Annotated in this window: 21 protein-coding genes and 1 pseudogene; 14 read left to right on the plus strand and 8 right to left on the minus strand. The window is 55.2% G+C overall.

Translation table 11 applies throughout. The annotated features are described in order from the left end of the window. The first annotated feature begins 230 nt into the window (after nt 1-230). Nucleotides 231-1,385, plus strand: a complete 1,155-nt coding sequence (locus EXE41_RS06435; RefSeq protein ID WP_199240858.1) for a winged helix-turn-helix transcriptional regulator — start codon at nt 231-233, stop codon at nt 1,383-1,385. 54 nt (nt 1,386-1,439) lie between these two features. Here EXE41_RS06435 and EXE41_RS06440 read toward each other — a convergent pair whose 3' ends face one another. Beyond that, nucleotides 1,440-2,387, minus strand: a complete 948-nt coding sequence (locus EXE41_RS06440; RefSeq protein WP_137690577.1) for a MerC domain-containing protein — start codon at nt 2,385-2,387, stop codon at nt 1,440-1,442. 659 nt (nt 2,388-3,046) lie between these two features. On the opposite strand from EXE41_RS06440, the gene EXE41_RS06445 reads away from it, so the two are divergent. Together EXE41_RS06445 and EXE41_RS06450 are read left to right on the plus strand one after the other, a co-directional pair. After that, a complete protein-coding gene (locus EXE41_RS06445) occupies nt 3,047-4,651 on the plus strand; it encodes an Ig-like domain-containing protein (RefSeq protein ID WP_137690578.1) in 1,605 nt (534 codons plus the stop codon). Continuing rightward, a complete protein-coding gene (locus EXE41_RS06450) occupies nt 4,644-5,741 on the plus strand; it encodes a DUF1616 domain-containing protein (protein WP_137690579.1) in 1,098 nt (365 codons plus the stop codon). The genes EXE41_RS06445 and EXE41_RS06450 overlap by 8 nt, the downstream gene beginning before the upstream one ends. A gap of 24 nt (nt 5,742-5,765) precedes the next feature. Here EXE41_RS06450 and EXE41_RS06455 read toward each other — a convergent pair whose 3' ends face one another. Both EXE41_RS06455 and EXE41_RS06465 read right to left on the minus strand, forming a co-directional pair. Then, nucleotides 5,766-6,821, minus strand: a complete 1,056-nt coding sequence (locus EXE41_RS06455) for a DUF4350 domain-containing protein (protein ID WP_137690580.1) — start codon at nt 6,819-6,821, stop codon at nt 5,766-5,768. Nucleotides 6,822-7,266: 445 nt separating this feature from the next. Next, nucleotides 7,267-7,779, minus strand: coding sequence for a metal-dependent hydrolase (locus EXE41_RS06465; protein ID WP_137690582.1), 513 nt, complete (start codon nt 7,777-7,779; stop codon nt 7,267-7,269). Nucleotides 7,780-7,979: 200 nt separating this feature from the next. Between EXE41_RS06465 and EXE41_RS06470 the strand changes: the two genes are divergently transcribed. The 4 genes from EXE41_RS06470 to EXE41_RS06485 all read left to right on the plus strand — a co-directional run bounded on the left by EXE41_RS06470 (nt 7,980) and on the right by EXE41_RS06485 (nt 12,575). Further along, a complete protein-coding gene (locus EXE41_RS06470; protein WP_137690583.1) occupies nt 7,980-8,957 on the plus strand; it encodes a DUF368 domain-containing protein in 978 nt (325 codons plus the stop codon). 289 nt (nt 8,958-9,246) lie between these two features. Then, nucleotides 9,247-11,187: an archaea-specific SMC-related protein gene (locus tag EXE41_RS06475; RefSeq protein ID WP_137690584.1), complete on the plus strand. Its 1,941-nt coding sequence runs from the start codon at nt 9,247-9,249 to the stop codon at nt 11,185-11,187. Between the two features lie 96 nt (nt 11,188-11,283). Next, on the plus strand, nt 11,284-11,892 hold the full coding sequence (gene rdfA / locus EXE41_RS06480; RefSeq protein ID WP_137690585.1) for a rod-determining factor RdfA: 609 nt from the start codon (nt 11,284-11,286) through the stop codon (nt 11,890-11,892). Nucleotides 11,893-12,197: 305 nt separating this feature from the next. Beyond that, the gene (locus EXE41_RS06485) at nt 12,198-12,575 is read left to right on the plus strand and encodes a cyclic nucleotide-binding/CBS domain-containing protein (protein ID WP_241987201.1); all 378 of its coding nucleotides are present in this window, start codon (nt 12,198-12,200) and stop codon (nt 12,573-12,575) included. A 204-nt stretch (nt 12,576-12,779) separates the two neighbouring features. On the opposite strand, the gene EXE41_RS06490 is transcribed toward EXE41_RS06485, so the two are convergent. The 3 genes from EXE41_RS06490 to EXE41_RS19460 all read right to left on the minus strand — a co-directional run bounded on the left by EXE41_RS06490 (nt 12,780) and on the right by EXE41_RS19460 (nt 17,072). Continuing rightward, nucleotides 12,780-14,462 carry an NAD+ synthase gene (locus EXE41_RS06490; protein ID WP_137690587.1) on the minus strand — a complete coding sequence of 561 codons (1,683 nt, stop codon included), beginning with the start codon at nt 14,460-14,462 and terminating at the stop codon, nt 12,780-12,782. Between the two features lie 708 nt (nt 14,463-15,170). Then, nucleotides 15,171-16,601, minus strand: a complete 1,431-nt coding sequence (gene sufB / locus EXE41_RS06500) for a Fe-S cluster assembly protein SufB (RefSeq protein ID WP_137690589.1) — start codon at nt 16,599-16,601, stop codon at nt 15,171-15,173. Between the two features lie 174 nt (nt 16,602-16,775). After that, nucleotides 16,776-17,072, minus strand: a complete 297-nt coding sequence (locus tag EXE41_RS19460; RefSeq protein WP_080508740.1) for a hypothetical protein — start codon at nt 17,070-17,072, stop codon at nt 16,776-16,778. 307 nt (nt 17,073-17,379) lie between these two features. Here EXE41_RS19460 and nrdR point away from each other — a divergent pair, with 307 nt between their 5' ends. From nrdR to EXE41_RS06520, 3 genes are all read left to right on the plus strand, one after another. After that, a complete protein-coding gene (nrdR, locus tag EXE41_RS06510; RefSeq protein WP_137690590.1) occupies nt 17,380-17,868 on the plus strand; it encodes a transcriptional regulator NrdR in 489 nt (162 codons plus the stop codon). A 133-nt stretch (nt 17,869-18,001) separates the two neighbouring features. Continuing rightward, nucleotides 18,002-19,012, plus strand: a complete 1,011-nt coding sequence (locus EXE41_RS06515) for a ribonucleotide-diphosphate reductase subunit beta (protein WP_137690591.1) — start codon at nt 18,002-18,004, stop codon at nt 19,010-19,012. A 2-nt stretch (nt 19,013-19,014) separates the two neighbouring features. Then, complete coding sequence (locus EXE41_RS06520) at nt 19,015-20,709, plus strand: ribonucleoside-diphosphate reductase subunit alpha (RefSeq protein ID WP_137690592.1); 1,695 nt, start codon at nt 19,015-19,017, stop codon at nt 20,707-20,709. A gap of 132 nt (nt 20,710-20,841) precedes the next feature. Here the strand turns inward: EXE41_RS06520 and EXE41_RS06525 are convergent, their stop codons facing one another. Next, on the minus strand, nt 20,842-21,852 hold the full coding sequence (locus EXE41_RS06525) for a PQQ-binding-like beta-propeller repeat protein (protein WP_158294398.1): 1,011 nt from the start codon (nt 21,850-21,852) through the stop codon (nt 20,842-20,844). Nucleotides 21,853-22,813: 961 nt separating this feature from the next. On the opposite strand from EXE41_RS06525, the gene EXE41_RS06535 reads away from it, so the two are divergent. Further along, nucleotides 22,814-23,614, plus strand: coding sequence for a sulfite exporter TauE/SafE family protein (locus EXE41_RS06535; protein WP_049933407.1), 801 nt, complete (start codon nt 22,814-22,816; stop codon nt 23,612-23,614). A gap of 120 nt (nt 23,615-23,734) precedes the next feature. Here EXE41_RS06535 and EXE41_RS06540 read toward each other — a convergent pair. Next, a pseudogene (locus tag EXE41_RS06540) lies at nt 23,735-24,797 on the minus strand (RNA-guided endonuclease TnpB family protein); the annotation flags it as partial. 445 nt (nt 24,798-25,242) lie between these two features. Between EXE41_RS06540 and EXE41_RS06545 the strand changes: the two are divergent. The 3 genes from EXE41_RS06545 (at nt 25,243) to EXE41_RS06555 (ending at nt 26,688) form a co-directional block, all read left to right on the plus strand. After that, nucleotides 25,243-25,611 carry a helix-turn-helix domain-containing protein gene (locus tag EXE41_RS06545; protein ID WP_049933409.1) on the plus strand — a complete coding sequence of 123 codons (369 nt, stop codon included), beginning with the start codon at nt 25,243-25,245 and terminating at the stop codon, nt 25,609-25,611. After that, nucleotides 25,611-25,961 carry a type II toxin-antitoxin system PemK/MazF family toxin gene (locus EXE41_RS06550; protein WP_099289180.1) on the plus strand — a complete coding sequence of 117 codons (351 nt, stop codon included), beginning with the start codon at nt 25,611-25,613 and terminating at the stop codon, nt 25,959-25,961. The genes EXE41_RS06545 and EXE41_RS06550 overlap by 1 nt, the downstream gene beginning before the upstream one ends. 232 nt (nt 25,962-26,193) lie before the next feature. Next, complete coding sequence (locus EXE41_RS06555; RefSeq protein ID WP_137690595.1) at nt 26,194-26,688, plus strand: hypothetical protein; 495 nt, start codon at nt 26,194-26,196, stop codon at nt 26,686-26,688. The last annotated feature ends 238 nt before the right edge of the window (nt 26,689-26,926 follow it).

Raw genomic sequence — 26,926 nt, forward strand, 5'->3', positions numbered from 1 at the left:
TTATATAAATCACATTATTTCAAACAGTCTATGGTTTGTGTTCTAAAACACATACAGTAATATATTTGTCTAGTGGACGAATTTTATTCTTTGACGGCTATACGAATAATTGTCTGGTATTTTTGCTCTAATACCTTATATTATGTATACTGTCTATAGTGTTCAGCAAAAAGAATTAAACAGGTGGTATGAAATTCTTGATTGTGAGCTGAAACAAGGCAGAGAACATTATGAGCAAATCAGAGTCCACCTCGATCCAACCCAAATCGATCCGGCAGAAGCGCATATTGGAGACAGCGGCCGACAACCCTGAGGCAACGCTCGCGGAAATCGCGGAGGAAATCCCGAGCGCTTCGGCTGACCATGTCGACCGCGTCCTCAATCAGTACGGTGACCCTGCTTCGTCCGGCGACTCCGAAGAAGGAGAGTCACCACCGGATTCTCCGAAGCCCAGCGCGACGAGCGGTGAGAGTCTCGATCAGCGAGACTCTCCGGAGGATCAATCCCCCACCAAGCAAACTGACACGAATACTGACACGCCATCACAGACCGCTGATGGGCCCGACGAGCCGTCAATGACCAACACGCCAGACAATAGTTCCACAATGGATTCGGACAGCAAAGATGCTCCGACCGACTCCGTAGCCGAGCCAGAGTTTGAACCATCCGATGACCCAGTTGAGGCGACCGAACCGAATCCCGATACGGCCTCTTCAAATGATGAATCAACTCCCGACCCCGGAGATCTCACGCAGAAAGAGCGCGAAACGCTCCGGGCAATCTTCTACGAGCCTACCGCGACACAGGACCAAATCGCGGATATGCTTGGTATCTCTCGCGCTACGGTATCGAACCGTGTCAACGCGATTCCAGAATTTGACTGGGCAGACCGTGAGGCGTTCGTTGAGGAGGTGTTTGACGAAGACCTAACAGTTGGCACGTCTGTGACCCCAGCTAACAGTGACAGTGCCGCGGCCGCGCAGAACGCCGGTAAAGAAGCCGTCACCGATGGTGCTCCCGGGGCCACCTCAGACCCTGCCGCCAACGAATCCCCTCTTGAGAGTCCCCACAGTACCTCCTCTGACGGTGTCGTTGACGACTCGACGCTAACATCTTCGGAACCTGATGCCCCCGACAAAGACTCCATCACTGGAAGCGCAACCAACGCTCAGGAAGACAACCTCGAATCGATCTCACACCAGTTAGAAGAGTTCACACAGCAACTGGCGGCAATGGAGCAAGAGCTACACCGATCGGACACGTCCACCGAAGAGGCCCAATTCAGCGATGCCGATCTGCTTCATAAGGTCGTTCATGCCTGTATGAACTCTAACCAGATTACCGAAGAGGAAGAGCTGGAGATACTCGAAACTCTGATGAAGTGATCTGATGCTGTATCTCTTCCAATCGAAAACCAGTCGTCTCGTCCCGTTCTCACCTTATTCTTCTGCTGCCTCTGAAGCTACTGACAGAGTCACGGTCGTGTCATCGACTGAGTCAATAACGACCGGTGCGTTGACGCTTTGAGCAGCAGCGCACGCAAGTGCGGAGACGATTGGGTGATCGAGTCGTGTTACTGGCCCAAAGGCAGGATCAGTAATTGTAATTTTGACTTCTCGAACCACTGTGCTTTTTTCCACTACTATGTCATCAGCCACCTCAAAGTGTTCAACGAGTGAATTAGCTATTTGTTCAACCGCGCCGAGTGTCGTGCTCGGGTCATGAGTTGTCCGGATTTCGTCAACTTCTCGCGTTAGCTCCTGACCAGACGGGGTGAAAGTAAGCCCCTCTGATCCGCTCGTGTCGCCCGGAAACACGTGTGAGATGTTCTCTGGAATCTCAAAATCGTGTTCTCTCGGGATAAACGCACGAGTTTGGGTCCCATGAGGGACGTACACAGTAATAGGCTGTAATCCCAACTCATCCCTGAGATTAGTTAGCGTCATCATCGCGCCATCGTATACACTCTCGCCCACGCTGACCGGAACAACGCGCCCGGGTGTGAGGTACCACGTCATTACCCCGCTGAACAGCCCAATCGCGCCAATGACAAACAGCACGGCACGGACATCTGGTAGAATCACCCCTCCGAGAATAGCTATTACACCGAGCACAGCCAGTGCCAACGCGGTTTTTTTGTAAGAAATCACTCGAGCACGTGCGTAATCCGTCCGTAACCGCTCGTTTTCTGTTTGTAGCACGTCAGTGACCGTCTCTAGTTCTGTGATCCGCTCGTACGGATCGAACGAATCCGTCCGGCGTCCAGATCCATTCGATATATGTTGATTTTCCTGCGACTCCGCTGTGTTTGTCGACTGTAGTGTCGACGTCGGAGGTTCGTTGTCCTGATTCAGACGTTCTACGGCGTCTGTTTCGTCCTTGTTCATATTGGGTGTACTCATTGTGTTTGACGGTGTCTCTGCTGGCACAATCTGTTTCACGTCTCACCATGACGATTCAACGCAGTGACCGGCCGTTGTTCAATTAGCTCTCCGTAGCCTGTTAGGCATTCTCGGGAGTCAGTTGGGATACTGGGTGACTGAACTGACGACCGGATCGAAATCACGGGGTAACTATCGTTGTAGGCGCGCTGCCGTTCACGCAACTGTATTGTATCCATTCACGCACGAACTGGTCTGTCACTAATTGAAGCTACTGGTAGAGATGGTGAAATATTTTATTTTTCAATTTGACATCAAAAATATCTCGCGTCACTTACTTTCTCAACCGATATCTCTCAGAAACACGACCTAAAAGTTCACTAAACACGACACCAAACAGGACAAAATATAAGAATAGTCACGGATATCGATGCCATGTGTCACGCTCTCTTGTCCGCCGTCTTCTTGTGATCGGTTGTACGGTGACTGTTGTGACAGTTGTCGGGGTCACAGCTGGGGCAGCGGACACGGGGGCACCGTTCGGTCAGATGTGGACGCAAACCGACGACTCCCAGTCGAACGGGACCGAGATCAGGCATGAACGCCCAGACGCAGTGACGCGCTCTGCTAACGCATCGGTACTTGAGCATCGCCTGTCCGCTTCGTTGACCGATCGGCTCTCAGAGAGCGCTCGCCGCATCGAGGCTGGAGAGTATGATACCGCACAGCGATTGTTAACGGCCGGGTACGACCGGCAACTGGCGCTGTACATGGAGGTATATCGGACGGCAGTCACAACCGATCTTGAGCGTGTCGAACAACGCGAGACGCTCTTCGCTGAAACGGCGGCGCTACAGAGGCGGTACGCTGAGCGGCTCTCGACGTACCAACGGATCGCCGCCGCCTACGAGCGCGCACGTCAGGACGATGATCATGGGCGTGCGCAGCGACGCGCACGCGAGTTACGGAACATTACGAGCGATCTCCGCGATATTGAGCAGTCGCTCACTCTCCGGTACCAGGCCATCGGAGAGACAACCGACGGGGCGACTGTGTCGGCGAGCAGTATCGTCACTGAAACGACTACCGATAGGGAACGACGAACGGCGGTGCGTGTTCGAGAAGTATACACGGTGACAGCAGTGGCCGCTGAGGCGAGCCCGAACGGGTCATTCACAGAGCCGATTCGTCTTACCGGCCGACTAACCGCCGAGGGAACCGACCCACCGAGCGGAAATGTCTCGTTCCGTGTGAACGGCCAGGCCCTCACGACGACTGTTGAACCCGATGGCACGTTCGCACTGCCGTACCGACCTGTCACGGCGACGCGGGGACCGGCTCGGATTTCGCTGACCTACACGCCTGACGACGCGGCGCTGTATCTCCCGTCACAGACCGACGTCTCGACCGTGATTACGCAGTCGACCCCGTCGCTCTCGATAGATACTTCTTCTGCCCAGGCGAGCGCTGGGTCGTCGGTCACCACTGCTGGCGTTGTCACGGCTGATGGCACTCCCGTTCCAAATGCTTCCGTTACCCTCCGTATCGGTGAGAAAGTGCTCGACGAGACACGGACTAACGGAACGGGGGCCTACCAGTTCGACACCCGATTCCCAGCGAACATTTCGGCTGGACGCCAAACGATGTCCGTCTCTACCGGGCGTACCGGCACCGCGTTGGCTCCGGTGAGCGAAGACGCCGACCTGACCGTCGAAGAGACGCCGACGCGGCTAACGCTGTCCGCGGTCCGAAGTGAGGGCGCCGTGAACGTCGCCGGCCGACTGGTAACCGAAAGCGAGAGCGGTATCGGTGGAGAGGCTGTCGTCGTGTCGATTGACGGCGAACAACGAGCGACGGTCCAGACGACCGCCGACGGGAGCTATCAGACGAGCGTCGAACTGTCGAACGCAAGCAACGCGTCGAACGCGGTCTCAGTGCGAGCCGCGTTCGACGGTGGTGGCGGGAGCCTCGAGTCTGCGTCCGTCAGCGCTGCGCTCGCCCCGCTTGGGGAAGGACCCTTCCCGGTCGACATGCGAACACTGACGATCGCTCTGGTCACCGGCGTCATCGCGCTCGGAACTGGTGGATTCGGTATATACCGATATCGGCGTGACGACAAGCCGTCGGCCGGCCTGCCGAGCGACGCGATCCAACCAGATTCGGTCGACCCCGCAGTCGCTGGCGTCCCAAGCGTCGGTGATGGCGACGGGGGCGGGACAGACGCGGACCCGTCATCGGGCCCCGTACGACAGGAGGATACTCATGACTGATACAGACGATAGCGACGAGGGCGACGACTCCCATACCGACTCAGACGAAGCTAGCGCGGCCGAGAGCGACAGTGTCGATGCCGGTCCGGGTTCAGCAGTCCCAATCCCGGCCGACCTGACCGCCGTCGTTCTGCTCACGCTGCTCACGTGCGCCGCCGTCACCGTTCCCGGGGTACGCGCGACACCGCTCCGATCTGTGCTCGTCGTTCCGTTCGTGTTACTCATTCCCGGCTATGCGCTCGTCGCGGCGCTGTTTCCGGAAGCAGGCGTGAGAGACGCCGAATCCGGCGAGGAGACAGGCGAGTCGAAACGAGCCGTTGGTTCTGGACTGACGTATGTCGAGCGTGCTGCGCTGTCGTTCGGCGTGAGCATCGCAGTGGTCCCGCTCATCGGGCTCGTACTAAACGTCACTCCGGTCGGGATTCAGCTGTTGCCAGTCATGCTTTCAGTCGCAGGGGTAACTCTCGCGGCGTCTGCCCTCGCAACGCATCGTCGCCTCCAGCTCCCGGAGAGTGATCGGTTCTCGGTGCCGTACCGTCAGTGGGGTCAGTCGGTAGTCGATGTCTTCTCCGGCCACGAGTCACATCTCGACCGCACTTTGACTATTCTTACTGTTGCGGCGTTGCTCTTGGCCGTTACGAGTGCTGGATACGCGGTCGCTGTGCCAAAACAGGCGGACGCGTTCACTGAAATGTATCTTGTCACGGAGCAAGATGACGGCCAACTGGTCGCTGATGATTACCCAACAGAATTTGTGAGTGGTGAGTCGCAGTCGCTTGTTGTCGGCGTTGGAAACTATGAACACCAAACGGTGGAGTATTCGCTTGTTGTCGAATTACAAGATGCGACAGTCGTGAACAACTCGACACAGGTACACGGTCGTAACGAGGTGTCCCGTCAAACACTCACGCTAGCTGACGAGGCAACGTGGGAAAACGAACTGAACGTAACCCCGATGATGACCGGTGATCGGTTGCGCCTCTCGTTCATGCTATTTAAAGGCGACCCGCCGTCTGACCCAACGGCAGACCAAGCCTACCGAGAAACTCATCTGTGGATCTCCGTCTCCGACGGATCCCAGCAGTCGTAGCGTCCGTGTGAATGTCCTTCACTGCTAGCTGTTCGTTTGGGCCTCGTCAGTGGTCGCTTCCTCCGTAACCCGTTTGACTCGCTCGTCGTCCCAATCCGGTTGGCGCTCGACGATTTCCCTTTCGATAATATCAGAGTACTGATTAGAACTCACAGGGGTGGGTTCTTCATCTCTGTTGGTTGTAACTCTCCACCATCTGATACCGATAACAGAGACGGTCGACGCAGCGAGTAGCAGTAATCGCAGCGGCGAATTGGCAGTTGTCAAGACGAACGCGACGGACTCAGGGATCTCTGGCCTACGTTGGTGGTCGATGAGGAGCGTGTCTGAACGACCGAGTACGTTTGCTGCGAACTGCCGATTATCTGTCCGGTCGAGCATCTCGTTAATGAATACACTCCCGTCACTGACAAGGATCACGCTGCCGTTTCCGACCTCCTCGCGGACGACTATTGGATGTTCCTGGATCGGTTCAGCCGGATCGAGTTCATCATTGGCGTTTGCGTCGACGTACGAGAACGCTGAGCTGTTCATAAGTACAGTCCCATCCTCTGACGTACTCACAGTAGTTCCGTGGTTAATCGCTAATTGCGAGACGTTGCTCGTTACTGAGTCTTCACGGACGGGGGTTCCAATCGGCAACGCGGGACTTCCGTAGTGGCGTTGTTCATCTCGGAGTGGCCGCCCATCAAACTGTGAACTGACACCGAGCGTCGTGAGGAGTTGATTTGCCTCGCTGCTGCCTTCGGCGGCGATTACAACTGTCCCGCCGCGATCGAGGAATGACGCAACCGTGTCAGACTCTGATCCCGAGTACGAATCTGTCGGTTCCAGAATGAGCGCCGTCGCGTTTTGAGCACTGGCTTGTCGATACCCCGCCTCGGAGCGAACAATTTCGACGTCGCTCCCGGCGTCTGCGGCAACCGACCGGATATCGCTCGTTCCGTCCCAATCATAGTTGTACGACCCGTATGCTGCCGATGAGGTTCCAACCCCGACTGCCATCGTCGTCAGCGTGGTGATGAGGACCGCGACGAACACTACTCGCGGATACGTCAGTTCATATCCACGGATACGCATCGATTACACCACCTCCGGTGGCAACACCGCGACCGTCCGCCTCGCAAGGACGACAAGAAACCCTGCGATACCGATGAGGATTATCCATCGAACGCGTTTCCGCCACCGAGGTCGGACGGAGACTGGCGACGTGAATTCCACGACAATGAGCACACCAATGAGTGAAATAACAAAGAACAGTTCGTACGTAAGCCACCCCGTTGCGACGAGTATGAAAAGGCTGGCAAGCGACCAAGCAAGCACCGCCGAAACGAAATTATACTGTCGTGCGACACTCATTATCGTGGCACACAGTATGCGCGACTATGTAACTTCGGTTTGCGTAGAAATGAACATCGACGTTTGAGCCATATGGAATGAAAACACGTGTTGAACGTCGTCACGGTGTTTAATTGTACCAGATTTATTATACTTTGGCACCAACATAGGAGACCGAACTTTTGGCTCAGGAACCGGCCTGTACGTGGTGAGCAATATCTAAGAAAAAATAGTACGCTGTAATTGAAAGTAGCCCGATAGAAAACAGTGTGAACAAGTGTATATTAATCGATTGTGGACCGGCCCAGTACGGGATTGTTGGCCTAGGAACTGGTTGCGAGAACGGCCAAAAGAGGTCACTCGGGATCCGACCCACCGCTAGTGCGGCGTAATTGTCCGCCACGAGATGTGAAGCGTACGCGATGGTAAACGCAACTCCTGCTCGGACCCTGTTTGTCTGCCAGCCGTACAGGACAGCGAGCGTCCAAATCGGAATGGCAATCGGCAGCGAGTGCATGCCGACGCGGCCTGTTGGCAATAGACCCAGCTCCAACGCGAGCGGCTTATCGATGATATCTGGAAACTGACTTCCCACGAACGCAACGGCGGCAAGTTCTAGAGATGGAAGCCGGTGTGTTGTGAGGCCCACGTAACCGCCGACAAAACAAAACGCAACAATCAGGTGTTCGATCGGTCGCATCGTTTCTACGTTCATTTCAAGAATAAAAACGCCACCGTTGATCCGGCTTGTGCTCTTTCAGTGACTCCGACCAGCCACGCTGTACATAGCGTGTGATACCAATTCATTAATTTGATTGTCGACGTTCACACTGCCGCTCCGTTGGATTCGTCGTATACAACCCCAATAGCTATGTTCGATTCCACCGTGGTTTTGCGACGATGACGACTACGCGTCGGATACTCGGAATCTACTTCCGGGGATTCTGTATGGGGGCCGCCGACGCCGTTCCCGGCGTCTCTGGTGGCACAATCGCACTTCTCACCGGGATTTATGAACGACTCATCACCGCAATCACAGCGCTCACCGTGAGTAGGGTTCGCCGACTCGTTCACGACGCCCGCGACAGAGATCGTCAGGCCGTCGTTCGAACTCTCACTGAGCTAGACATGGGGTTCCTCATCGTCCTCGGAACCGGAATCGTTACCGCGGTCGTGAGCGTCTTGCGGCTCATCAGTTGGTTACTGACCATCGCTCCAGTGGCGGTATACGGGTTCTTTTTCGGCTTGATCGGCGCTTCCGCGATTATTCTCTCCCGTGACGTTTCGCTGGAGACGTGGGGAAAACGGGCTACCGTTATCATCGGGTTCCTCCTCGCTTTCGTCGGCTCCGGGTATGCGGTGACGGGGATCAGCACTTCGCTCCCAGTGTTGTTCCTTGCTGGCATCGTCGCGGTCAGCGCAATGGTTCTCCCGGGAATGTCCGGATCGCTGTTACTCCTTGTCCTTGGACAGTACGAGTACATGTCGACGGCTCTGAGCCGATTTATCGATGCGCTTCTTGCCGGAGTACAGGGCGGTGGCGTAGACGCTGTTTATGAGAGCGCCCTCCCCGTCGTGACCTTCCTCCTCGGTGCGGTTGTCGGCCTGCTATCTGTTGCCCACGCAGTTCGGGCAGCGTTCAAGCGGAATCGTGAGCTAACAGTGGCTTTTCTCGTCAGCCTGATCTTTGGCGCCCTCCGAGCTCCCGTTGAGCAGGCGTCCGTTGAACTATCTGCGATGGGGATGAATTGGACGTGGTATTGGATTCAGTCGTTCATTCTGTTCGCAATCGTGGGCGTCGGTGTTGTCGCGAGCCTCGAATGGGTTTCAACACGAGATATACACATTGAGTCGACTACGGATCATCAAGCCGAGTGATACAGCTGCTTAGAAATACCTAGACTCCTGTCTTCGACGACTGTGTCATCGCTGTCTTGCGTGTGATACGCATACTGGCTACTGAGGTCCCGTGCTGTAACCGGGGCTACTATTCTATCGCATCCTGCCAATTTATATCGGAAATATAATATAAAAAGGGTACTATTTCTTATACGATAGATAGTAGAATATTTTCTACATATAAATTTTTGAATTCTATGTCCTATGAGTCACCTAACTACAAGAATATAAACACATTCAATTACGAGAAGGATTTAATGGTGTGTATATGGCCACAAACCAAGTCGCCGAATCCGCCGTTCGCGTCGAAGTGAAAAATATTGGTGGGATCACCGAGGCAAGTAGTACCCTTCCTCCGGGTGTCTCGGTACTCACCGGTGAGAACGCGACGAATCGGACTTCATTCCTCACTGCCCTCATGGCCGGTCTCGGCAGCGAACGGGCATCGCTGAAGGGCGACGCCGAGCGCGGTTCGGTCACGCTCGAAATCGACGGCACAACGTATACTCGAACGCTAGAGCGCCAGGGAGAGACGGTTGCGTTCGGTGGCGATCCGTTCCTGGACGATCCCGAACTCGCTGATCTCTTCGCGTTTCTCCTTGAGAACAATGAGGCGCGACGGACCATCGCAAGGGGAGATGATCTCCGCGAACTCATCATGCGTCCTGTCGATACAGACCGGATAGACGCCGAAATAGACTCGTGTAAACGCGAGCGTGATGAGATTGATGAGGAACTAGACCGGCTAGATCGGCTTGAAAATGAGCTTCCTGAACTCGAGGAAGAACGGCAAAATACGAAAGAAGAACTCAACTCGACGCGAGAAGATCTTGATTCGGTTCAGGATGAGATCGAAGCGTTCGATAAGGACATCGAACAGAGCCGCTCGCAGAAACAAGAGCTCGAAACGGCGTTTCAGCGTGTCCGGGATGCGAAATCTGAGCTTGAAGATCTCGAGTTTGACTTGGAAACTGATCGAACAACGCTCGAAGAACTCGAATCTGAACGCTCAGAACTCCAAGAGAAGCTGTCCACCGTCGACGAACCAGAAGAGAGCCCCGACCGCCTGAGCGGTCGTATTCAAGAACTGCGAGATCGGAAGCGCAAGATCGACGATACAATTAGCGAACTCGGTAGCGTTATCAGTTTTAATGAGGAGATGCTCGAAGACGAGGGCGTTAGTGTAGAGCTAGCTGATGCGGACTCCAGTGGGGCCCCAACCGACGAGCTACTCGCTGCCGATGAAATGACCTGTTGGACCTGTGGTTCTTCGGCCTCTGCTGACGAAATCTCTGCTACGCTCGACCGGTTGCGCAGCCTTCGGGCCGACAAACTCGACGAACGCCGAGAGGTCGAATCAAATATCGATGAGCTCTCCGAGAAGCGGTCTAATCTTCGCGAACAGCGTAACGCGCTGGAGCAGGCCGAAGATCGACTAGAGACAGTCGAGTCCGATATTGAGGCCACTCAGGAACGGATTGGCGATCTTGAGTCGCGTATCGAATCCAAGGAGGAGGAGGTATCAGATCTTGAAGCGGAAGCCGAGTCGATCGAGGTCGGTGATCATGAAGACCTCCTCGAACTCCACCGCGAGTCGAACGAACTCGAACTCAGGGTCGAAAATCTCGAGTCAGAGCTTGCGTCGCTCGATGAGAAGATTGCTGAACGGGAGGAGGCAATCCAGAAGCGCGACGCGCTAGAAGCTGATCGCGAAGATGTTTCGCAGCGGCTCACTGACCTCCGAACACGTATCGAGGATCTCGAAGCGGAAGCGGTCGAAGCGTTCAACACACACATGGAGACTCTTCTCGATATCCTTGCGTACGAGAACCTCGATCGAATCTGGATCGAACGACGTCAAGAGCGGGTCAGAGAAGGCCGTCGGAAAGTGGAAAAAACGCGATTCGATCTCCACATTGTACGGTCGGCTACGGACGGAACAGCGTATGAAGACACTATCGAGCACCTCTCAGAAAGCGAACGTGAGGTGACGGGTCTGGTGTTCGCCTTGGCCGGGTATCTGGTTCACGATGTCCACGAGCAGCTGCCGTTCATTCTGCTTGACTCGCTGGAGGCGATTGATTCGAGCCGGATTTCGCGTCTCGTCGAATACTTCCGAACTCATGCGCCGTACATCACAGTAGCGCTTCTCCCTGAGGACGCCGCCGCGCTTTCAGACGACTACACCTACATCACTAGCGTCGACTGATAGCGCGACGGCCCAGCGGCTTTGTGCGCTCGGTACTGCCGTTACTCCGACAAATTACATCGGTAAACTTGTAACACTCGACACGGTATATTGGCCATGAGCAATGAGTCACACAAGCGTGGGACGAAAGTCGCCCGGCTCATCGAAAAGTACGACCTATCGGGGAGGGGAGCAGAGCTAGAGGCTGCGTGGATCGGTGACGACGGTGAGCGCACGAGCCTCCGAGATCTTGCTGACGAATTCAACGAGACGATCCTTCGGTCGGTGCTCAAAGAAAATGGTATCTCGCTTTCTAATTTTGAGGTTACTGGGACGTATGAGGCGCTCCGACATGGGTCTGGGCCTGACGAAACCCGCGCTCGTCGACGGCTTGAACGGGAGGGCGTCAACGTTGTGGAGCTCACCAGCGACTTCGTAACTCACCAATCCGTCCACACGTATCTCACGGACGAGCGTAACGCGTCACTTCCAGATCAGAGCGAAGACGCGGTTGAGCGGCGTACGGAGACAATCGAGAAGCTGGAGGGCCGCACTGTAGTGGTGACCGAGGCATCGATCGAGTCGACACTCCCGGATGAAGAGCTGGACCGGGTTGACTACGATGTGATCGTGGACGTCCAAGTCGTCTGTTCGGCGTGTGGTTCGACGTACGACGCTGGCGAACTCCTCCGTCAAGGTGGGTGTGACTGCGGGAACCCGGAATAGAACTACCGCTAATATCATATCTGTATAATTTAATCTATTCTGATTGTTTCTACATAAGGAATATATCACTATCTGAATCTGTGCTGGATTGCCAACTCACTCTGTTTCCGTTGCGCTGGAATCAGAATTTGTGTTACTCGCACTCGCTCTTCGCTATATGTATGATCATGATGAATTATACTGTATATTATGGAGATAATAGGTCCTCACACCCCGATATACGAAACAAACCACCGCAATTAGTATACATTAGAAGTGCGTGTAGTGTTATCATGGGTGTAGATAACACTCCGGTTAAAAAATTAATGAGCACCGACCTTCTGACCGTTACACCCGATACAGATATCTCCGAAGCTGCGGCTATCCTGCTGGACGAGGGTGTCGGATCGCTAATCGTGTTGGACACTGAAGAGAATCTCGCGGGGGTACTGACCAGTACCGACTTCGTCGCAGTCGTCTCGGGTGACCACTCTTCATACAGCGGTACTGTTAGAGACCACATGACACAAAATGTTCTCACAGTACCCTCTACGGCTACCCTCCATGATGTCGCGGTCAAAATGATTCGAGAAGACGTTCAACATCTTCCTGTAGCTAGCAATAAAAATGAAATCGTCGGAATGGTCTCTGCGACAGATCTCACAGCGCAGCTAACATACATGGGTAGCAGTGGAACTGACTGATTGGATGAACTTGCTGTCGTTCACCGTCTGACTACTAGCTCCGTGTATCTAAGACTATTATCTAAGATACAAAACTAAGACCTCTATCTGAGGCTTGTGCCCACGCTTCCTACTGGAATTCTAACTCAACGACTGCTGCGACGCTCTCCAGCAACGTCATCCGAAACTTGGCCCGGTTATCTGAAGCGGCCAGCTCACGAAGTCTCAATGGTCATCGAGTAGACAATCGTACGCTGCGGCAATTGGATAGTTCCATCCACGCCCGAGTGCCTTCTGTGTGATACGAAGTGGCGGTGGAGTTTGCCGTCGTTTGAATTCGGCGTGTGTAGTCCGTCTAAGTGCTTCGTCAACAACGTGGTCGGGATATTCCTCTCGTATCGAACTGATGATTTCGCCTTCCTCGATATACTGTTCAAGAATAGGATCCAGTACCTCATACGCTGGGATTTCCTCTTCGTCGGCCTGCCCGGAACGAAGCTCTGCGCTCGGCTCTTTCTCAATTACAGACGTTGGAATCACAGGCGATGATCCTGCTGAGGAAAGTGTCTCGTTGAACACACCAGCTAACTCGTAGACCAGCTGTTTGTAACAATCACCGAGTGGAGCAAGCGCGCCTACGGCGTCGCCGTACAGCGTACAGTAGCCGACTGCGGCTTCGCTCTTATTATCTGGGGTGAGCACGAGCGCATTACGCTGGTTCGCTATTCCCATGAGGATAGACCCACGGATTCGCGCTTGGATGTTCTCAGCAGCAACACCAGTGAGCGATGCGTTGTTCGCATCAAGCGTCTGGGAGATGTCCTCCACTGCCGATCCGATAGGGATCACATCGAACTCGATGCCTAAGTTTGCCGCTACCGTCTGAGCGTCGGCGATGCTCTGTTGGCTTGTGACCTCACTTGGGAGAGACACGGCATAGACGTTCTCTGCGTCGAGTGCCGCTACTGCGAGCGCGGCCGCGACTGCGGAATCAATCCCACCTGATAACCCAACTACGGCTTCCTCAAACCCGGTTTTTTCGAAGTAATCCCGTACGCCGAGCGTGAGTGCTTTGCGGGCCTGCGTAGCGCGGGTTTCTGTATTACCTGTCGGAACTGTTGCGTCTCCGCCGACCGAAACGTCCACGACAGTAGTGCTAGACTCGAATCCTGTCAACTGCTCGTGGACCCCTCCATCAACAGCGACCAATGAGTGTCCGTCGAAGATCAACTCGTCATTCCCACCGACTTGATTAACAAACACAACCGGACAGTCTGTCTCAGCAGCATGCGTTGCGAACCGGTGTTCACGTCGAGACGGTTTCTCGAGACTGAATGGGCTCGCAGAAAGCGTAATAATAAGATCCGCTCCGCTCGCAGCTGTGTCCTGTAGCGGACTCTCGTCGTGGCGGCGTGTCCCGGTTACGACGGCATCCTGCCACGCGTCTTCACAGATCGTGAGTCCAATGGCGGTGTCCGCAATATCTACGACTACTGGGTCAGTCCCGGGCTGGAAGTACCGATGCTCATCGAAGACATCGTATGTCGGCAGTAACCGCTTGTGGTACGTTTCACTCTTCTTTCCATCGCGGAGCACGATTGCGGCATTGTGGATCGGCGCACCGCTGTCACGCTCGGTCCTGACCGCAGCGCCGACGATTAACGGTGGCCCGTCAGCGGTTTCTAAAGCCAGATCATTGAGAGCTGCTTCTTGAGCATCAAGTATCTCTGCTCGGTGGAGTAAATCACGCGGTGGATACCCAACTATGGAGAGTTCAGGTGTGACAACGAGATCAGGCTCAGTATCCGCCAGCTGCCTGTACTCCTTGGTTATCTTACCGAGGTTCCCGTCTATATCACCGATTACAGGGTTGTGTTGTATGACTCCTACTTTGAGCTGCTCTTTCATCTCTCTAACAATATGTTGGGCGCGCGGTAATAAAAACAGATCTAATATGAGTAACCGATCACTTCTGTTTGATCAACGAACGGGGGTCTGTCGGAGCAGTTTCAGATTCGAGTTCACCAAGCGACATCACCTCTCGCGACCGAGACAGGACAGACATGACCGACCGTGTGTCCGGCCTGTACCGTTCCTCATATGCTTTGAGCTGGCGTGGAATCACTGAGCCTGATCCCGTGCGCGGTAACTCTCGTAGCGACGGCAGCCGGGACTGACCACACTGTATCGGTGGGCACCGCCATCCCATCGATCGCAAGACAGACCAGTTCTCCCCGGCCGCGACGCGCCGCAACGACAAACTCAAATCGACGAGAGCGGTCGTCGACCGCCGTCACGTGGATTGTCGAGAGACTATTGGCACTCTCCCACGTTGTCGTGTCGACGACGCTGAGTTCGCCTGCTGGTGTTACGACTGACGAGCCACAGGCCGGACAGGATCCCTCATGCGGTGTCGTTCCAAGATACCCGTAGTCAGTGTCACATGCGAAGCAGTGTTCCATCGTTCGTTATGAGCGACGGGATAACACTGTCTCTGCGATGTTTGCCTTATTGGAACACGCCGGGCAGGCAACTACGTCACCGCCGTCCAACCCGAACACAGTCACAAACTGTTGTGAGACGTGTGCTCCGCAGTGTGCGCACTCCGGCATTAGATCACCCGAGCGAGCCCTCCATCTCGAGTTCGACGAGGCGGTTCAGCTCGACGGCGTACTCGATCGGCAGTTCCTCCGTGATCGGCTCGATGAACCCGGAGACGATCATCTGTTTGGCGTCGTCGTCGTCGAGCCCGCGCGACTGGAGGTAGAAGATGTCCTCGTCGCCGATCTTCCCGACGGTCGCCTCGTGGGCGACGTCGACTTTCGACTCGTTGATCTCCATGTACGGCATGGTGTCTGACGTCGACTCGTTGTCGAACATCAGCGCGTCGCACTCGACGGCCGTCGAGGAGTTTTCGGCGCCGTCCGCGATGTGGACGAGCCCGCGGTAGTTGGTGCGGCCGCCGTCCTTCGCGATCGACTTCGACTCGACCGTGGACTTGGTCTCGGGCGCGTTGTGGTACACCTTCGCGCCGGTATCGATGTCCTGGCCCTCGCCCGCGAAGGCGATGGTGATGTGGTTGTCGGAGGCACCGCGGCCCTTCAGGATCGTCGATGGGTACAGCATCGTCGCCTTCGACCCCATCGAGCCGGAGATCCACTCCATGCGCCCGCCCTTCTCGGCGATGGCGCGCTTCGTGTTGAGGTTGTACGTGTTCTTCGACCAGTTCTGGACGGTCGAGTACTGGACGTGGGCGTCCTCGTCGACGAAGACTTCGACACCGCCACAGTGGAGATTGAACTTCGAGTACTTCGGGGCCGAACAGCCCTCGATGTAGTGGACCTCGGCACCCTCCTCAGCGATGATGAGCGTATGCTCGAACTGGCCCATCCCCTCGCTATTCATCCGGAAGTACGCCTGGACCGGCATGTCTACCGTGGTATTTTCGGGGATGTAGACGAACGAGCCGCCCGACCAGATGGCGCCGTGAAGCGCCGCGAACTTGTTGTCGCTCGGCGGGACGCACTTGGTCATAAAGTGCTCGCGGACGAGCTCCTCGTGCTCTTGGACGGCCTCGTCCATGTTACAGAAGATGACGCCCTTCTCCTCCCAGCGCTCCTGCATGTTTTGATAGACGACCTCCGACTCGTACTGGGCGCCGACGCCGGAGAGTGCGTTCTTCTCGGCTTCGGGGATGCCCAGCTTGTCGAAGGTGTCTTTGATGTCGTCCGGTAGTTCCGTCCAGTCGTCAACGCCCGCCCGCACGTCCACGTCCGGCCGAATGTAGGGGACGATCTCGTCGACGTCAACTTCGCTCAGGTCCGGCTGACCGGGCCAGTCGGTCGGCATCGGCATCTCTTGGAACTGTTCGAGGGCCCGCAGGCGGCGCTCCAGCATCCACTCCGGCTCGTCTTTGTCCTCCGAGATGACGCGCACCGTCTCCTCGGTAAGGCCCTTTTCGCTTTTGAAAGCGGACTTCTCCTCTTTCTTGAATTCGAAGCGGGCCTCAGTGTTCGTCTCTTTGAGATCGTCTTGTTTTGAACTCATCAAAGTAATCTTTAGACACCACGAACATAAGCGTGGTGCGCTTGGACACTCTTTTGTAACTTAAAATAGTTTCTTTAACGAAAGAGAACAACCTTGCGAGATTTAATTTGGTTTCTCTATCTGGCAGAATTTATCATGTGGCGAGAGAGATATCCTGTACAGTCTCAACCACGGTCACTCGTTAGCGAGAACGACTTGGCAGCACTGAATAGCCGCCTCAATGTGGCGATCGGCAACCACATCATCTGTTTCGTCAGCCGACTCAAGCAGTGTGGCAACCTGACGAACCCGCTTTTGCCTGGTTTGCGTGTCAAGACCGTCACTGGCAGCGTCGCGGGCGACGGCTTCAGCTTCCCCGAGCCATCGGTTCGTTGCTGGCGGCACTGGGCGGTCTGCGGTCGCAGTTAGGTGTGTCGCCAGTGCGTCGACCGCGGCCCGTGGCTCGGTCGGGATTTCTATTTCGTCAGTCATCGTTAGCGTATTGGCACCCACAGTCAAGAATTGTGGCCATAACTACCCTCCAAATGTTTGAGCACGACCGTTGCTAGCCCACAGCGGGGTACAATTGTCTTCGAAAAAATCGCTGTAGCGCAGTTGAACCTGGTGTGCTCAATGCATCTGAGCCCAATCACCCACGCCCGGCAATCAAACTGAATTGTACTATTCCAATTCTATTGGGTAAGGTTTATGTGACAGCCCTCACCACCAGATGTTGCGGTCAAAATCGAGAGGCACCACATATGGGGTTAAGACCATGGAGGATTAAGCAGTGACAACTATGAACTGCCCGGACTGCGGGAACGAGCGAACACGCGTCATCGATACAGGGGCCAGTACCGACGGAACCTCCGTCCGACGACGCCGCGAGTGTCAACGCTGTTCGTTCCGCTTTACGACCTACGAACGTCCGGAGTGGGAATCCCTCCAAGTGAAAAAACGCGACGGAACCATCGAACCGTTTGACCGACAGAAACTCCGCGCAGGGATCGAGCGAGCCGTTGAGAAGCGAGATGTGACGGAGACAACAGTGACTACTCTCGTTGACGATATCGAGAGCGAACTACAAGATCGAGAGGCACGGATCGTCTCTTCGAGTCTCATCGGCGAACTCGTCTCCGAGAACCTCCGCACGCTCGATAAGATAGCTTACATTCGGTTTGTCTCCGTTTACAAAGCATTCTCTGAGCCGCAGGAATTCTTGAGAGAACTTGATGCGGTCCTGGATGCAGAACTTGATGACTTCGACGCCTCGGACGGTTCACTATGATACAACCATACGCAGATCAAACGAATGCTCGGTCAATCCCTGACCGGACGAGCATGGCCCAGGTCCAGACGCACAGAGAACGACGGCAACAGAAACCACCCAACAGAGAACGATTCCTCCAGAGTACGTACCAATGACTGAAAGCAAAACCACAGGCGGAGAGTCAGAGACTGACATCTTCTCCGAACGAACGCAGCTCAAACCGTACGAATACCCCGACGTTCTTGAGTACAAAGACGCGATACGGAACAGCTACTGGGTTCACACGGAGTTCAATTTCTCAGGAGACGTCCAAGACTTCAAAGTCAACACGACTTCTGCCGAGAAGGCCGTTATCAAGCGGACAATGCTGGCCATCGCGCAGATTGAGGTCCAGGTCAAGACATTCTGGGCAGACATCTACGACGAGATGCCCAAAGCAGAGGTCGGGAACGTCGGCATGACCTTCGCGGAGAGTGAAGTCAGACACATGGACGCGTACAGTCACCTCCTCGACATCCTGGGGATTGCGGAAGACTTCGAGGAGGTGACCGACGTCCCCGCAATCGAAGAGCGGATTGACTACCTCGACGAGTATCTTGAGAAGAGCGAGAGCGACGACACACAGGAGTACGTGATGAGTCTCCTCCTGTTCTCCACATTCGTTGAACACGTCTCGCTGTTCTCGCAGTTCCTCATCATGACGAGCTTCGACAAACACGAAAAGAAGTTCAAGGGGATCGCAAACGCCGTCGAGGCGACCAGCAAGGAAGAGCAGATTCACGGGCTATTCGGTGTCGAACTCGTGGAGACGATTCGCGAGGAGAATCCGGACCTCTTCGACGAAGACTTCGAAGAAGATGTCCAAGCCGCCTGTCAGCAGGCGTTCGAGGCTGAGATGAAGATACTAGACTGGATCTTCGGTGAGGGTGAACTGGAGTTCCTTCCCCGGGCGCACGTCGACGCATTCCTCCGGGATCGGTTCAATCAGAGCCTCGAGAACGTCGGTGTCGAGCCGATATTCGACCCGGACGATGACCTGCTCGAGGAGACCCGGTGGTTCGATGAGGACATCATGATGACGAAAGATAACGACTTCTTCAGCAAGCGGTCGACCACGTACAACAAGCACTCGCAGAGCGTTACCGCAGAGGACATGTTCTAACGATGGCACAAACAGAACCAGCACTCGACGAGGTACAACAGCAGCACGAGGAACCGTTCTATTGGCTGAACGAGGATAGCAGGGCATTCCTCAACGAGGGGTACCTGATTGAGGGCGTCACAGCCGAGGAAAGGGTCAGAGAGATCGGAGAGCGGGCTGAAGAAATCTTGGATGATGACGGCTTTGCGGACAAGTTCTATGACTACATGAGTCGGGGTTTCTACAGCCTCGCGAGTCCAGTGTGGTCGAACTTCGGTCTGGACCGAGGCCTGCCCATCAGTTGCTTCGGTAGCTACATGGCGGACAGCATGGAGAGCATCCTCTACACACAGGCCGAAGTGGGCGAGATGACCAAGTTGGGCGGCGGGACCAGCGGGTACTTCGGCGAGATCCGGCCCCGAGGCAGCCCGATCACGAACAACGGCAAGAGCAACGGGAGCTATAGCTTTACCGAGCTGTTCGACACGATCATCAACGTTGTCAGCCAGGGAGAGACGCGGCGCGGACAGTTCGCGGGGTACATCGACATCGAACACGACGACTTGGATGAGTGGCTCAACATCAAGACCGAGGGCGACCCTGTACAGGACATCTACTACGGCGTCATCATTGGTGACGACTGGTTCCAGGCGATGGTCGACGGCGACGAGGAGAAGCGAGAGACGTGGGCAGAGATCATCGAGACGCGGATCAACATCGGTGTCCCGTACATCATCTTCCGGGACAACATGAACGACGGGAAGCCACAGGTATACAAGGACAAGGGCTACGAGATCAACGCTTCTAACCTCTGTACCGAGATCGCGCTGCCCGCCACGCCGAACGAGAGTTTCGTCTGTTGTCTCTCGTCAATGAACGCGCTCCATTACGACGAGTGGAAAGACACCGACGCAGTAGAGACGCTGACGCGGTTCCTCGACGCCGTCATGGAGGAGTTCATCCAAGAGGCGGAGGGGACGCAGTTCATGGAACGGCCAGTGCGGTTTGCGAAACGGCACAGGGCGATCGGCATCGGCGTCCTCGGCTGGCACAGCTACCTCCAGAGCGAGATGATTCCGTTCGACAGCATGGAGGCGATGGAAAAAAATGAGGAAATCTTCCGCACCATCAAGGAGCGAAGTTACGAGGAGAGTCGTCGGCTCGCCGACGAGTTCGGTGAGCCGGAGGTGCTCGACGGCTACGGTCGCCGGAACGCAACGACGATGAGCGTGGCCCCGACGAAATCCAGCAGCGTCATCCTGGGGCAGGTCAGTCCGAGCATTGAACCACTAAAATCGAACTACTTCGTCCGTGACGGTGCGAAGCTCAAATCGACGCAGAAGAACCGATTCCTCGAGGGGATACTGAAACAGCGAGGCAGAGATGAGCGTGAAGTCTGGGACAGCATCGCACAGAACGACGGGAGCGTCCAACACCTCGACTGCCTAACCGACGAGGAGAAGGAGGTGTTCAAGACCTTCGCCGAGATTCCACAGATGGCGATCATTAACCAGGCAGCGCAGCGGCAGAAACACATCGACCAGGCACAGAGCCTGAACGTCTCAATCGATCCGAGCGAAGTGAGCGTCAAGGAGATCAACCAGCTCTACATCGAGGCTTGGAAAAAAGGGGTGAAGAGTCTCTACTACCAACACAGTGTCAACGCCGCACAGAAGTTCAGCCGAGATATCCTCGAATGTAAGGCCTGTGAGAGCTGATACCCCGGCAGTCAGTATGATTTAGCCGAAACCACGCATCACAGCCCTGCGATATCCGCTGTGACATCCTCCTCGCCGTAAACGGCGGGATTCTCGCCCTGAAAAATGGGATTTCAACAGAGCCACAGAGAGTCAATCCTGCTGGGAAAGATCTCCAAGAGCAGTCACAGTATGCGGGCTGGTATCGATAAACACTGCTCCGTCGGCGAGGACTGGTTGAGACCAGATCGTTCCACACGCAAAGTCGTCACCGAGAGTATAGTGCCAACGCCGTGTTCCATCGATCCGCTCAAACGCAACGACTGCTGGACAACCAAGCGATTCCATGAACACTGGTGCGACGACGCTTTCGCGCCCAACTGCGAGTGGGCCGCGGACAAAATGTCGGGTCGGATTTCTCGACAGAGACCACTGCCTGCCGCCGTCTGGCACCGATACCGCTGCGAGACCGGATTCGGAAAGCACGAAAGCGGTACCATCGTCAACGGCGATACTGCGAACCCGTCCGTGCGGAAACTCTACAGATGCTCTCTGCTTTCCGTCGCTATGATCATAGACAGTAATATCGGCTCCCTCACCGATTAGGACACCACTCGTCACACAGACATGCGTCGAATAGCGGTCAGTATCTGCGATTCCTTGCTGCCAGATCAACTCCCCGGTGTCTATTTCAAGACAGCGTAGAACTTCTTCACCTTTCTTAGATGTTCCAGTAACATATACGTGATCGTCAAATACTGCTAGTCCACGTCCGCCGCCTCGCAGTACAGAATCTCGCCATTTGGTCTCGCCTGACTCGGCCGTAACGGCGATAATGTAGTACTTCTGACCGTGCGTAAAATCAATCAGCCCGATCTGTCGATCTGGGACGACCGTCGTCGATATCGAAGATACATGCCCCGGAAGCTTTCGTTGCCACCGCTCATTGCCGTCGGCAGTACTGAACGAATAGAGTCTCCCCCGGGTCGCAACTAACAACTGATCATTGATGATGCCTCCTGAGACACCAACCGGTTCCGTATCGTCAAGGTCGTGATCGAGGGCTGTTTGCCACCTGTGCTCGCCGGTTTGGGCATTGAGTGCGGTAAGGCCATCGTCATCGTCAACAGTATACACGGTCTGATCAGCCACTACCGACAGCATCTGGCCACTGCCACCGCCCCACGCTAGATCTCCGCGTTCAGGGACTGTGACATCGGATGTAGCCGTTTTCTGGGCATCACATCGTGACTGGTTCCATCCACTGGTCGGTGCTGTCGGCAGTGATCGGTCAGGGGAGGCAAGGCATCCGGAGGCCCCACATACACCAGCCATGGACGCGAGCACTCTACGACGGGTCCAGCTCATATCCTGACCTAACTGGGCTCGAAATTAATTGTTCCAACGTACTTCTGTGGCCGAAACAGTCCCCGATTTGTCTTGCCAACACGTTTCCCACAGTTTCGGAGGATAGGCCAGTTTCAGGTCGAATTAGCATCAATTCGTGGTGATTCTCAGCGTTCCAAGATCAATTTTGAATCATTACTCTCGAACTGCCAGACGAGCGTACGAAATTGTGTGGATTTTGGCGCTGCTGGATACGGTTGTCACTCTTGAGCGGCGGACCCAGCGAGATCTCAGCGGGTTAGTCGTGTGGCTCTGTTGAAATACTCAACGGTTGATAGTTTCACAACCCTGATCGCTCAGTACCGGATCTCTATGGATCGATGTGGTGTACCGCTTCAGGAGACAGGAGTCGGTCAGTGGGCAACGCAACCCACCCGTTTGGGAGAACATGAACCTTGCCTTGGTGAAGCACCTTCTCTTGTTCCAAATCCCCATACACGGTCGCGTTTTCGTAATCAACTAAGAGTTGATCCGGGAGCTCATCAGGTACGAAGACCATGTTTGACGGACCGTTCCTGCGAGCATAGTTCCTGTCACAAGCCGAGATACGGTCGCTTTGGGGCTCTCATCAATCGACTATTTCATGCGAAAAAAATGTTTGAAGAATAGGATTTCAACAAAGCCATCTTGATGCGTTCTTTTCACTCGACATCATCCATACAGTCTTATTCGAGAGGTACACCAGACGATACAAATCCGCACGCAACCGAGAACGACTATGATCGAGTCGCTCCTCCGGATTGACGTCGTCCTCTTCGTCCTCATCGGCGTGCTCGGCGGCGCACACTGTATCGGGATGTGTGGTCCACTTGTGACGATGTACTCGAAACAAATGACGCCGCAGCCCGATGGCGGAACGGTGACAGCCAACGACGGGCGTGCCGGTCATCTCACGACCTACGAGGTTCGCCAGCATTTCCTGTTCAACGTCGGCCGGGCGACGACGTACGCGATTCTCGGGGCCGTCTTCGGCGCGCTCGGGAGCGTCGTATTCGTTACCGCTGACCAGCTGACACCGATCGCCGATCTCCTGCGAGGTGTTGTCGGTCTTGCGGTCGGAGGGTTCATTGTGGCGACGGGCGTTCGGTACGTCATCGGTGGAAGCGGAGGCGATATTCGCATCCCTGGCGTCCAGCGCGTTACGTCGTGGCTCGCAGCGAGAGTTCACCGACACGTGAACAGCCCGAGTATTGTCGGGCTGGGAGCCGTCCACGCGTTTCTCCCCTGCCCGATGCTGTATCCCGCGTATCTGTTCGCCTTCGCGAGCGGCTCCCCGACCACAGGGGGAATCGCTCTCGGTGCCCTTGGCATCGGGACGATTCCGGCAGTTTTCCTCTATGGGACGATTATCCAATCGATCGACGTCGCCCACCGGCGACGCGTTCATCGGCTACTCGGTGTGGTGTTCGTCGTGCTGGGGTACGTGCTGCTTGCGCACGGATTGATGGCACTCGGTGTTCACCTCCCACATCCGATGTTCCCGCATTACCAGCCCCTCGGTGGCGCGATGGGGCACTGACCGAGCACTGGATCCTTTTCGCTGGCTCGATACAGGCGACGCGCTCCATTGACCTTCTCCCCCGCCTGAAGACGCGGGAATCCCACCACGGGATTTCAGGCCGAGAGCGGCCCTGCGGTTTCAAGACGCATTCGTTCTACGCGTCCCTTGCTGGGTTTCAGCATCGGCTTGGGTGTCTTGTGGGGCGGTCAAACGCCCCCCATCCTCAGTCGAGTCATCGTCATCTCTGTGTTCTCTCGAATGGCTCCCTCCGCTGAGGTAGCGGTCTGCGATGTTTGTCGCGCCGTTCACGTCCGCATGGTACTCGCCCATCCAGCAAGCGTCGTTCGTACACTTGAACGTCGACTGTCGCGGGCAGTATCCCACTTCACCGCACCCGTAGCACTCCTTCGACGTGTTACGCGGATTCACCGTGTCAACGGGGATCCCCTTCTCGACGGCCTTGTAGCGTATCTGCGCGTGGAGTTTGGCGAACCCCCATCCGTGGAGACGCCGGTTCATGAACTCACCGTAGTCCATCGACTCCCGAATGTACGTCAGATCTTCCAGAACGAGAACAGGATTCTTGACGGATTCGGCGTACTCCACGACTTCGCGGGTGACGCGGTGGAACACGTCGTCGATCTGTTTCCATAGGTCGCCACCGAACGACTCCACGATACGCTCGCTTCCGCGCGTCTGGAGTCGGCGCTTGGCGGTGAAGTAGCTCTTAGGGAGCTGACGAACCGTCTTCCCTTCGTCGGCCCACAGTTCAGGTGCGGTCGGAGAACCGTGATCGTCGCGGTGACACACCGTGACGAGTGATGCTTCCCCGATGTCCACTCCGATGGGCGTCCGTTCTTCGGCGGACACCTCAGAAGTTTCCTCAACGTCGCGAGTAGCGGTGGCGTGGAGGAACCACGTCCCCTCTCGCTCGAACAGCCGACCCCCGCCCATTTCCGCATCACCAGCGTTCAACGCTTCCAACCAGTCCCGCTGTTCGGGGTTCGGTTGGGCTGGCATCCAGAGGTAATAGTCCTCGTGGTGCGGAATCTTGACATACCACTCAATAGTGTTCTCGGGCTTGTGGTCGAGTCGTAGCCCCTCATTGGTGAACCGAACAGGGTGGTCGTCGTGGAGGTCGCCCGCGTTGTACGTCGTCGTGAGTTGCGGGACTTTTGAGTGCGTTCTTTGCGTATCCGCTCCGACCGAGAACATCGGGAAAGAAACCGCCGTGGCCGTCGACAAGGAGAGCGTCGGGCAATCGAAACCCGTCATGTCAGCGTTGATTCCGCACGACTAACCGGCTGAGACCTCGCTGAGTCTGCCGTTCGAGAGTGACAACCCTATTCAGCAGCGCCAAAATTCACGCAATTTCATACGCTCGTCTGGTAGTTCGAGAGTAATGATTCAAAATTGATCCCAGAACGCTCCAAATCACCACGAATTGATGCTAATTCGACTTGGAACTAGCTTATCCTCCGAAACTGCAAAACTTCTCGACCTATACAGTAGTTAAGACTGGCCGTCTCAATGTCTACGATTCTCGAACTGCTTCGACGAGTCTACGGACGAAGTATCTCCTTCAGCGTTTTCACCACTTTCACACCTAACTCTCATTACGGTTGACACCGTATTTCTGCTCAATAATGTCCATCGACCGGGATACCTTCGAGAAGACGAGCGAGGACGAACTCGAGGAACTCTCCGTCCCGGATCAGGTCCTCGGATTTCTCGCCGCCAACGATGATCGCGCGTTCAAGGCTCGCGAGATCGCCTCTCAGATCGGTCTCGATGAGGGCGCGGTCAGCACCGCGCTCTCGAGACTGAAGGGCCGCGATCTCGTTGAACACAAAGCGACGTACTGGGCGATAACCGACGACACGGAGCGACTCGACGGATACAGCGGGTACGAACGGGCGACCGCCCTGTTCAACCAGCGACTCGGTACAGAGGACAAGGAGTCCTGGCGCGAACACGCACCCGAGGAACCGCATCCGAGCGTCGAGGACGAATAGTGACCGACGGAGAGAGACCAATTTTCGAGCGTGGCGACGTCGTCTACGGGGATGATCCGTTCAAAGGCGAGGAAGCTGCTCGGCCCTGGCTCATTCTCCTGAATCATAAAGGCCGTCCGTTCCACGGGGAGCAGTATATTGCGCTCACGTTGACGTCGAAATCCTGGATGGACGGCCTGATCGACGTTCCTGGTGAGAGTTGGCTTCGTGGTGGGACCCCGGATGAGAGTCAGATTGTCCCGTGGGGAGTACAATCGATCGACCACGAGGATATCGACTTCTGGCAAGGTCGCCTTGACAGCGATCTCGTCGACGAGGCGGTTGCTGCGCTCGTCGAAGAACTACACTAATAGACCCAACTGAAGATGAGACCAACTATCTCAATGTTACGGTCACAGCTTCAGAAGGTGGAACCGATATGTTCCTTTCCTTCGACGTCAGTACGGGGTGAGTCACCCGTTCAGTATGTCTGCGTGCCGACCGCACGACTCTCCGGTATTGTTGTATGCTGTTCTGCGAGCGTAGCAGATACGGGGACCAATTTAGTATCTACCACTTGTAATTTTAGAATAGCAATACAAAATGAGCAAGGATAACGAAAACGGTCGTGAAAATTCGAGGCTTCGGGTGGTTGGGCAGAAACGAGATATGCTCTTGGAGAGGGTCTACGATACCACAAAATTCGCAGATCTCGACAAGAAAATACGCGAACGAGGATACGAGGAGACAGAATCTATCGTTCAGCGCGGTATACGTCCGGAAGATCCATTCGATTTCTACCAAGTTATCCGCCACTATACTAACGAGGACGACCGAGCAATAGCCACGTGGATTGGCCTAGACCCAGAAAAAGTTGACAGCGGTGAGGTATCGTATGATATGATAGAGGAGCTGGACGAGATTCAGGACATAGAAAGGGATGCACAGGAACTATACCCGCTCATTGTTGCCTTTCTGAATGATGAGAGAATCGGATTTCGAGCAACCAGTACTGGTATTGAAGAAAATGAGTTAGATAACAGTATTCTTCGAAATGCGCTCAAAGAATCGTTCCGGACATCCAGAGAGGAAGAATAGGCTTTGTTAAAATCCTCTTCTTCAGATACATTATCACCTGAAACAGCCGGTCGATGGGAACTGCGAACTGATCGGCCCGCGCAGTCCCAGAGGGATCTTTGAGCCGATGTATTATTCAGGTTGTACACTTGAAAACAGGCATGATCGGTACAGGAACCCTTATTATCGCAATTACGTTCACCGTTGTGATGATGCTGACTTTAGCTATGCTGCTACGATTGCTGAAGAATTCTCGTGG

This window comes from Halorubrum sp. SD690R, from assembly GCF_005435035.1.
In the GTDB taxonomy this organism is placed as follows: domain Archaea; phylum Halobacteriota; class Halobacteria; order Halobacteriales; family Haloferacaceae; genus Halorubrum; species Halorubrum ezzemoulense.

What these genes read in the sequence shown, in the direction of transcription:
- EXE41_RS06450 (WP_137690579.1), top strand. Translation starts at nt 4,644, where the DNA reads ATGACTGATACAGACGATAGCGACGAGGGCGACGACTCCCATACCGAC.
- EXE41_RS06435 (WP_199240858.1), top strand. Translation starts at nt 231, where the DNA reads ATGAGCAAATCAGAGTCCACCTCGATCCAACCCAAATCGATCCGGCAG.
- rdfA (WP_137690585.1), top strand. Translation starts at nt 11,284, where the DNA reads ATGAGCAATGAGTCACACAAGCGTGGGACGAAAGTCGCCCGGCTCATC.
- EXE41_RS06555 (WP_137690595.1), top strand. Translation starts at nt 26,194, where the DNA reads ATGAGCAAGGATAACGAAAACGGTCGTGAAAATTCGAGGCTTCGGGTG.
- EXE41_RS19460 (WP_080508740.1), bottom strand. Translation starts at nt 17,072, where the DNA reads ATGACTGACGAAATAGAAATCCCGACCGAGCCACGGGCCGCGGTCGAC.
- EXE41_RS06535 (WP_049933407.1), top strand. Translation starts at nt 22,814, where the DNA reads ATGATCGAGTCGCTCCTCCGGATTGACGTCGTCCTCTTCGTCCTCATC.
- EXE41_RS06475 (WP_137690584.1), top strand. Translation starts at nt 9,247, where the DNA reads ATGGCCACAAACCAAGTCGCCGAATCCGCCGTTCGCGTCGAAGTGAAA.
- EXE41_RS06470 (WP_137690583.1), top strand. Translation starts at nt 7,980, where the DNA reads ATGACGACTACGCGTCGGATACTCGGAATCTACTTCCGGGGATTCTGT.
- EXE41_RS06455 (WP_137690580.1), bottom strand. Translation starts at nt 6,821, where the DNA reads ATGCGTATCCGTGGATATGAACTGACGTATCCGCGAGTAGTGTTCGTC.
- sufB (WP_137690589.1), bottom strand. Translation starts at nt 16,601, where the DNA reads ATGAGTTCAAAACAAGACGATCTCAAAGAGACGAACACTGAGGCCCGC.
- EXE41_RS06465 (WP_137690582.1), bottom strand. Translation starts at nt 7,779, where the DNA reads ATGCGACCGATCGAACACCTGATTGTTGCGTTTTGTTTTGTCGGCGGT.
- EXE41_RS06490 (WP_137690587.1), bottom strand. Translation starts at nt 14,462, where the DNA reads ATGAAAGAGCAGCTCAAAGTAGGAGTCATACAACACAACCCTGTAATC.
- nrdR (WP_137690590.1), top strand. Translation starts at nt 17,380, where the DNA reads ATGAACTGCCCGGACTGCGGGAACGAGCGAACACGCGTCATCGATACA.
- EXE41_RS06520 (WP_137690592.1), top strand. Translation starts at nt 19,015, where the DNA reads ATGGCACAAACAGAACCAGCACTCGACGAGGTACAACAGCAGCACGAG.
- EXE41_RS06440 (WP_137690577.1), bottom strand. Translation starts at nt 2,387, where the DNA reads ATGAACAAGGACGAAACAGACGCCGTAGAACGTCTGAATCAGGACAAC.
- EXE41_RS06515 (WP_137690591.1), top strand. Translation starts at nt 18,002, where the DNA reads ATGACTGAAAGCAAAACCACAGGCGGAGAGTCAGAGACTGACATCTTC.
- EXE41_RS06485 (WP_241987201.1), top strand. Translation starts at nt 12,198, where the DNA reads ATGAGCACCGACCTTCTGACCGTTACACCCGATACAGATATCTCCGAA.
- EXE41_RS06525 (WP_158294398.1), bottom strand. Translation starts at nt 21,852, where the DNA reads ATGCTGTCGGTAGTGGCTGATCAGACCGTGTATACTGTTGACGATGAC.
- EXE41_RS06545 (WP_049933409.1), top strand. Translation starts at nt 25,243, where the DNA reads ATGTCCATCGACCGGGATACCTTCGAGAAGACGAGCGAGGACGAACTC.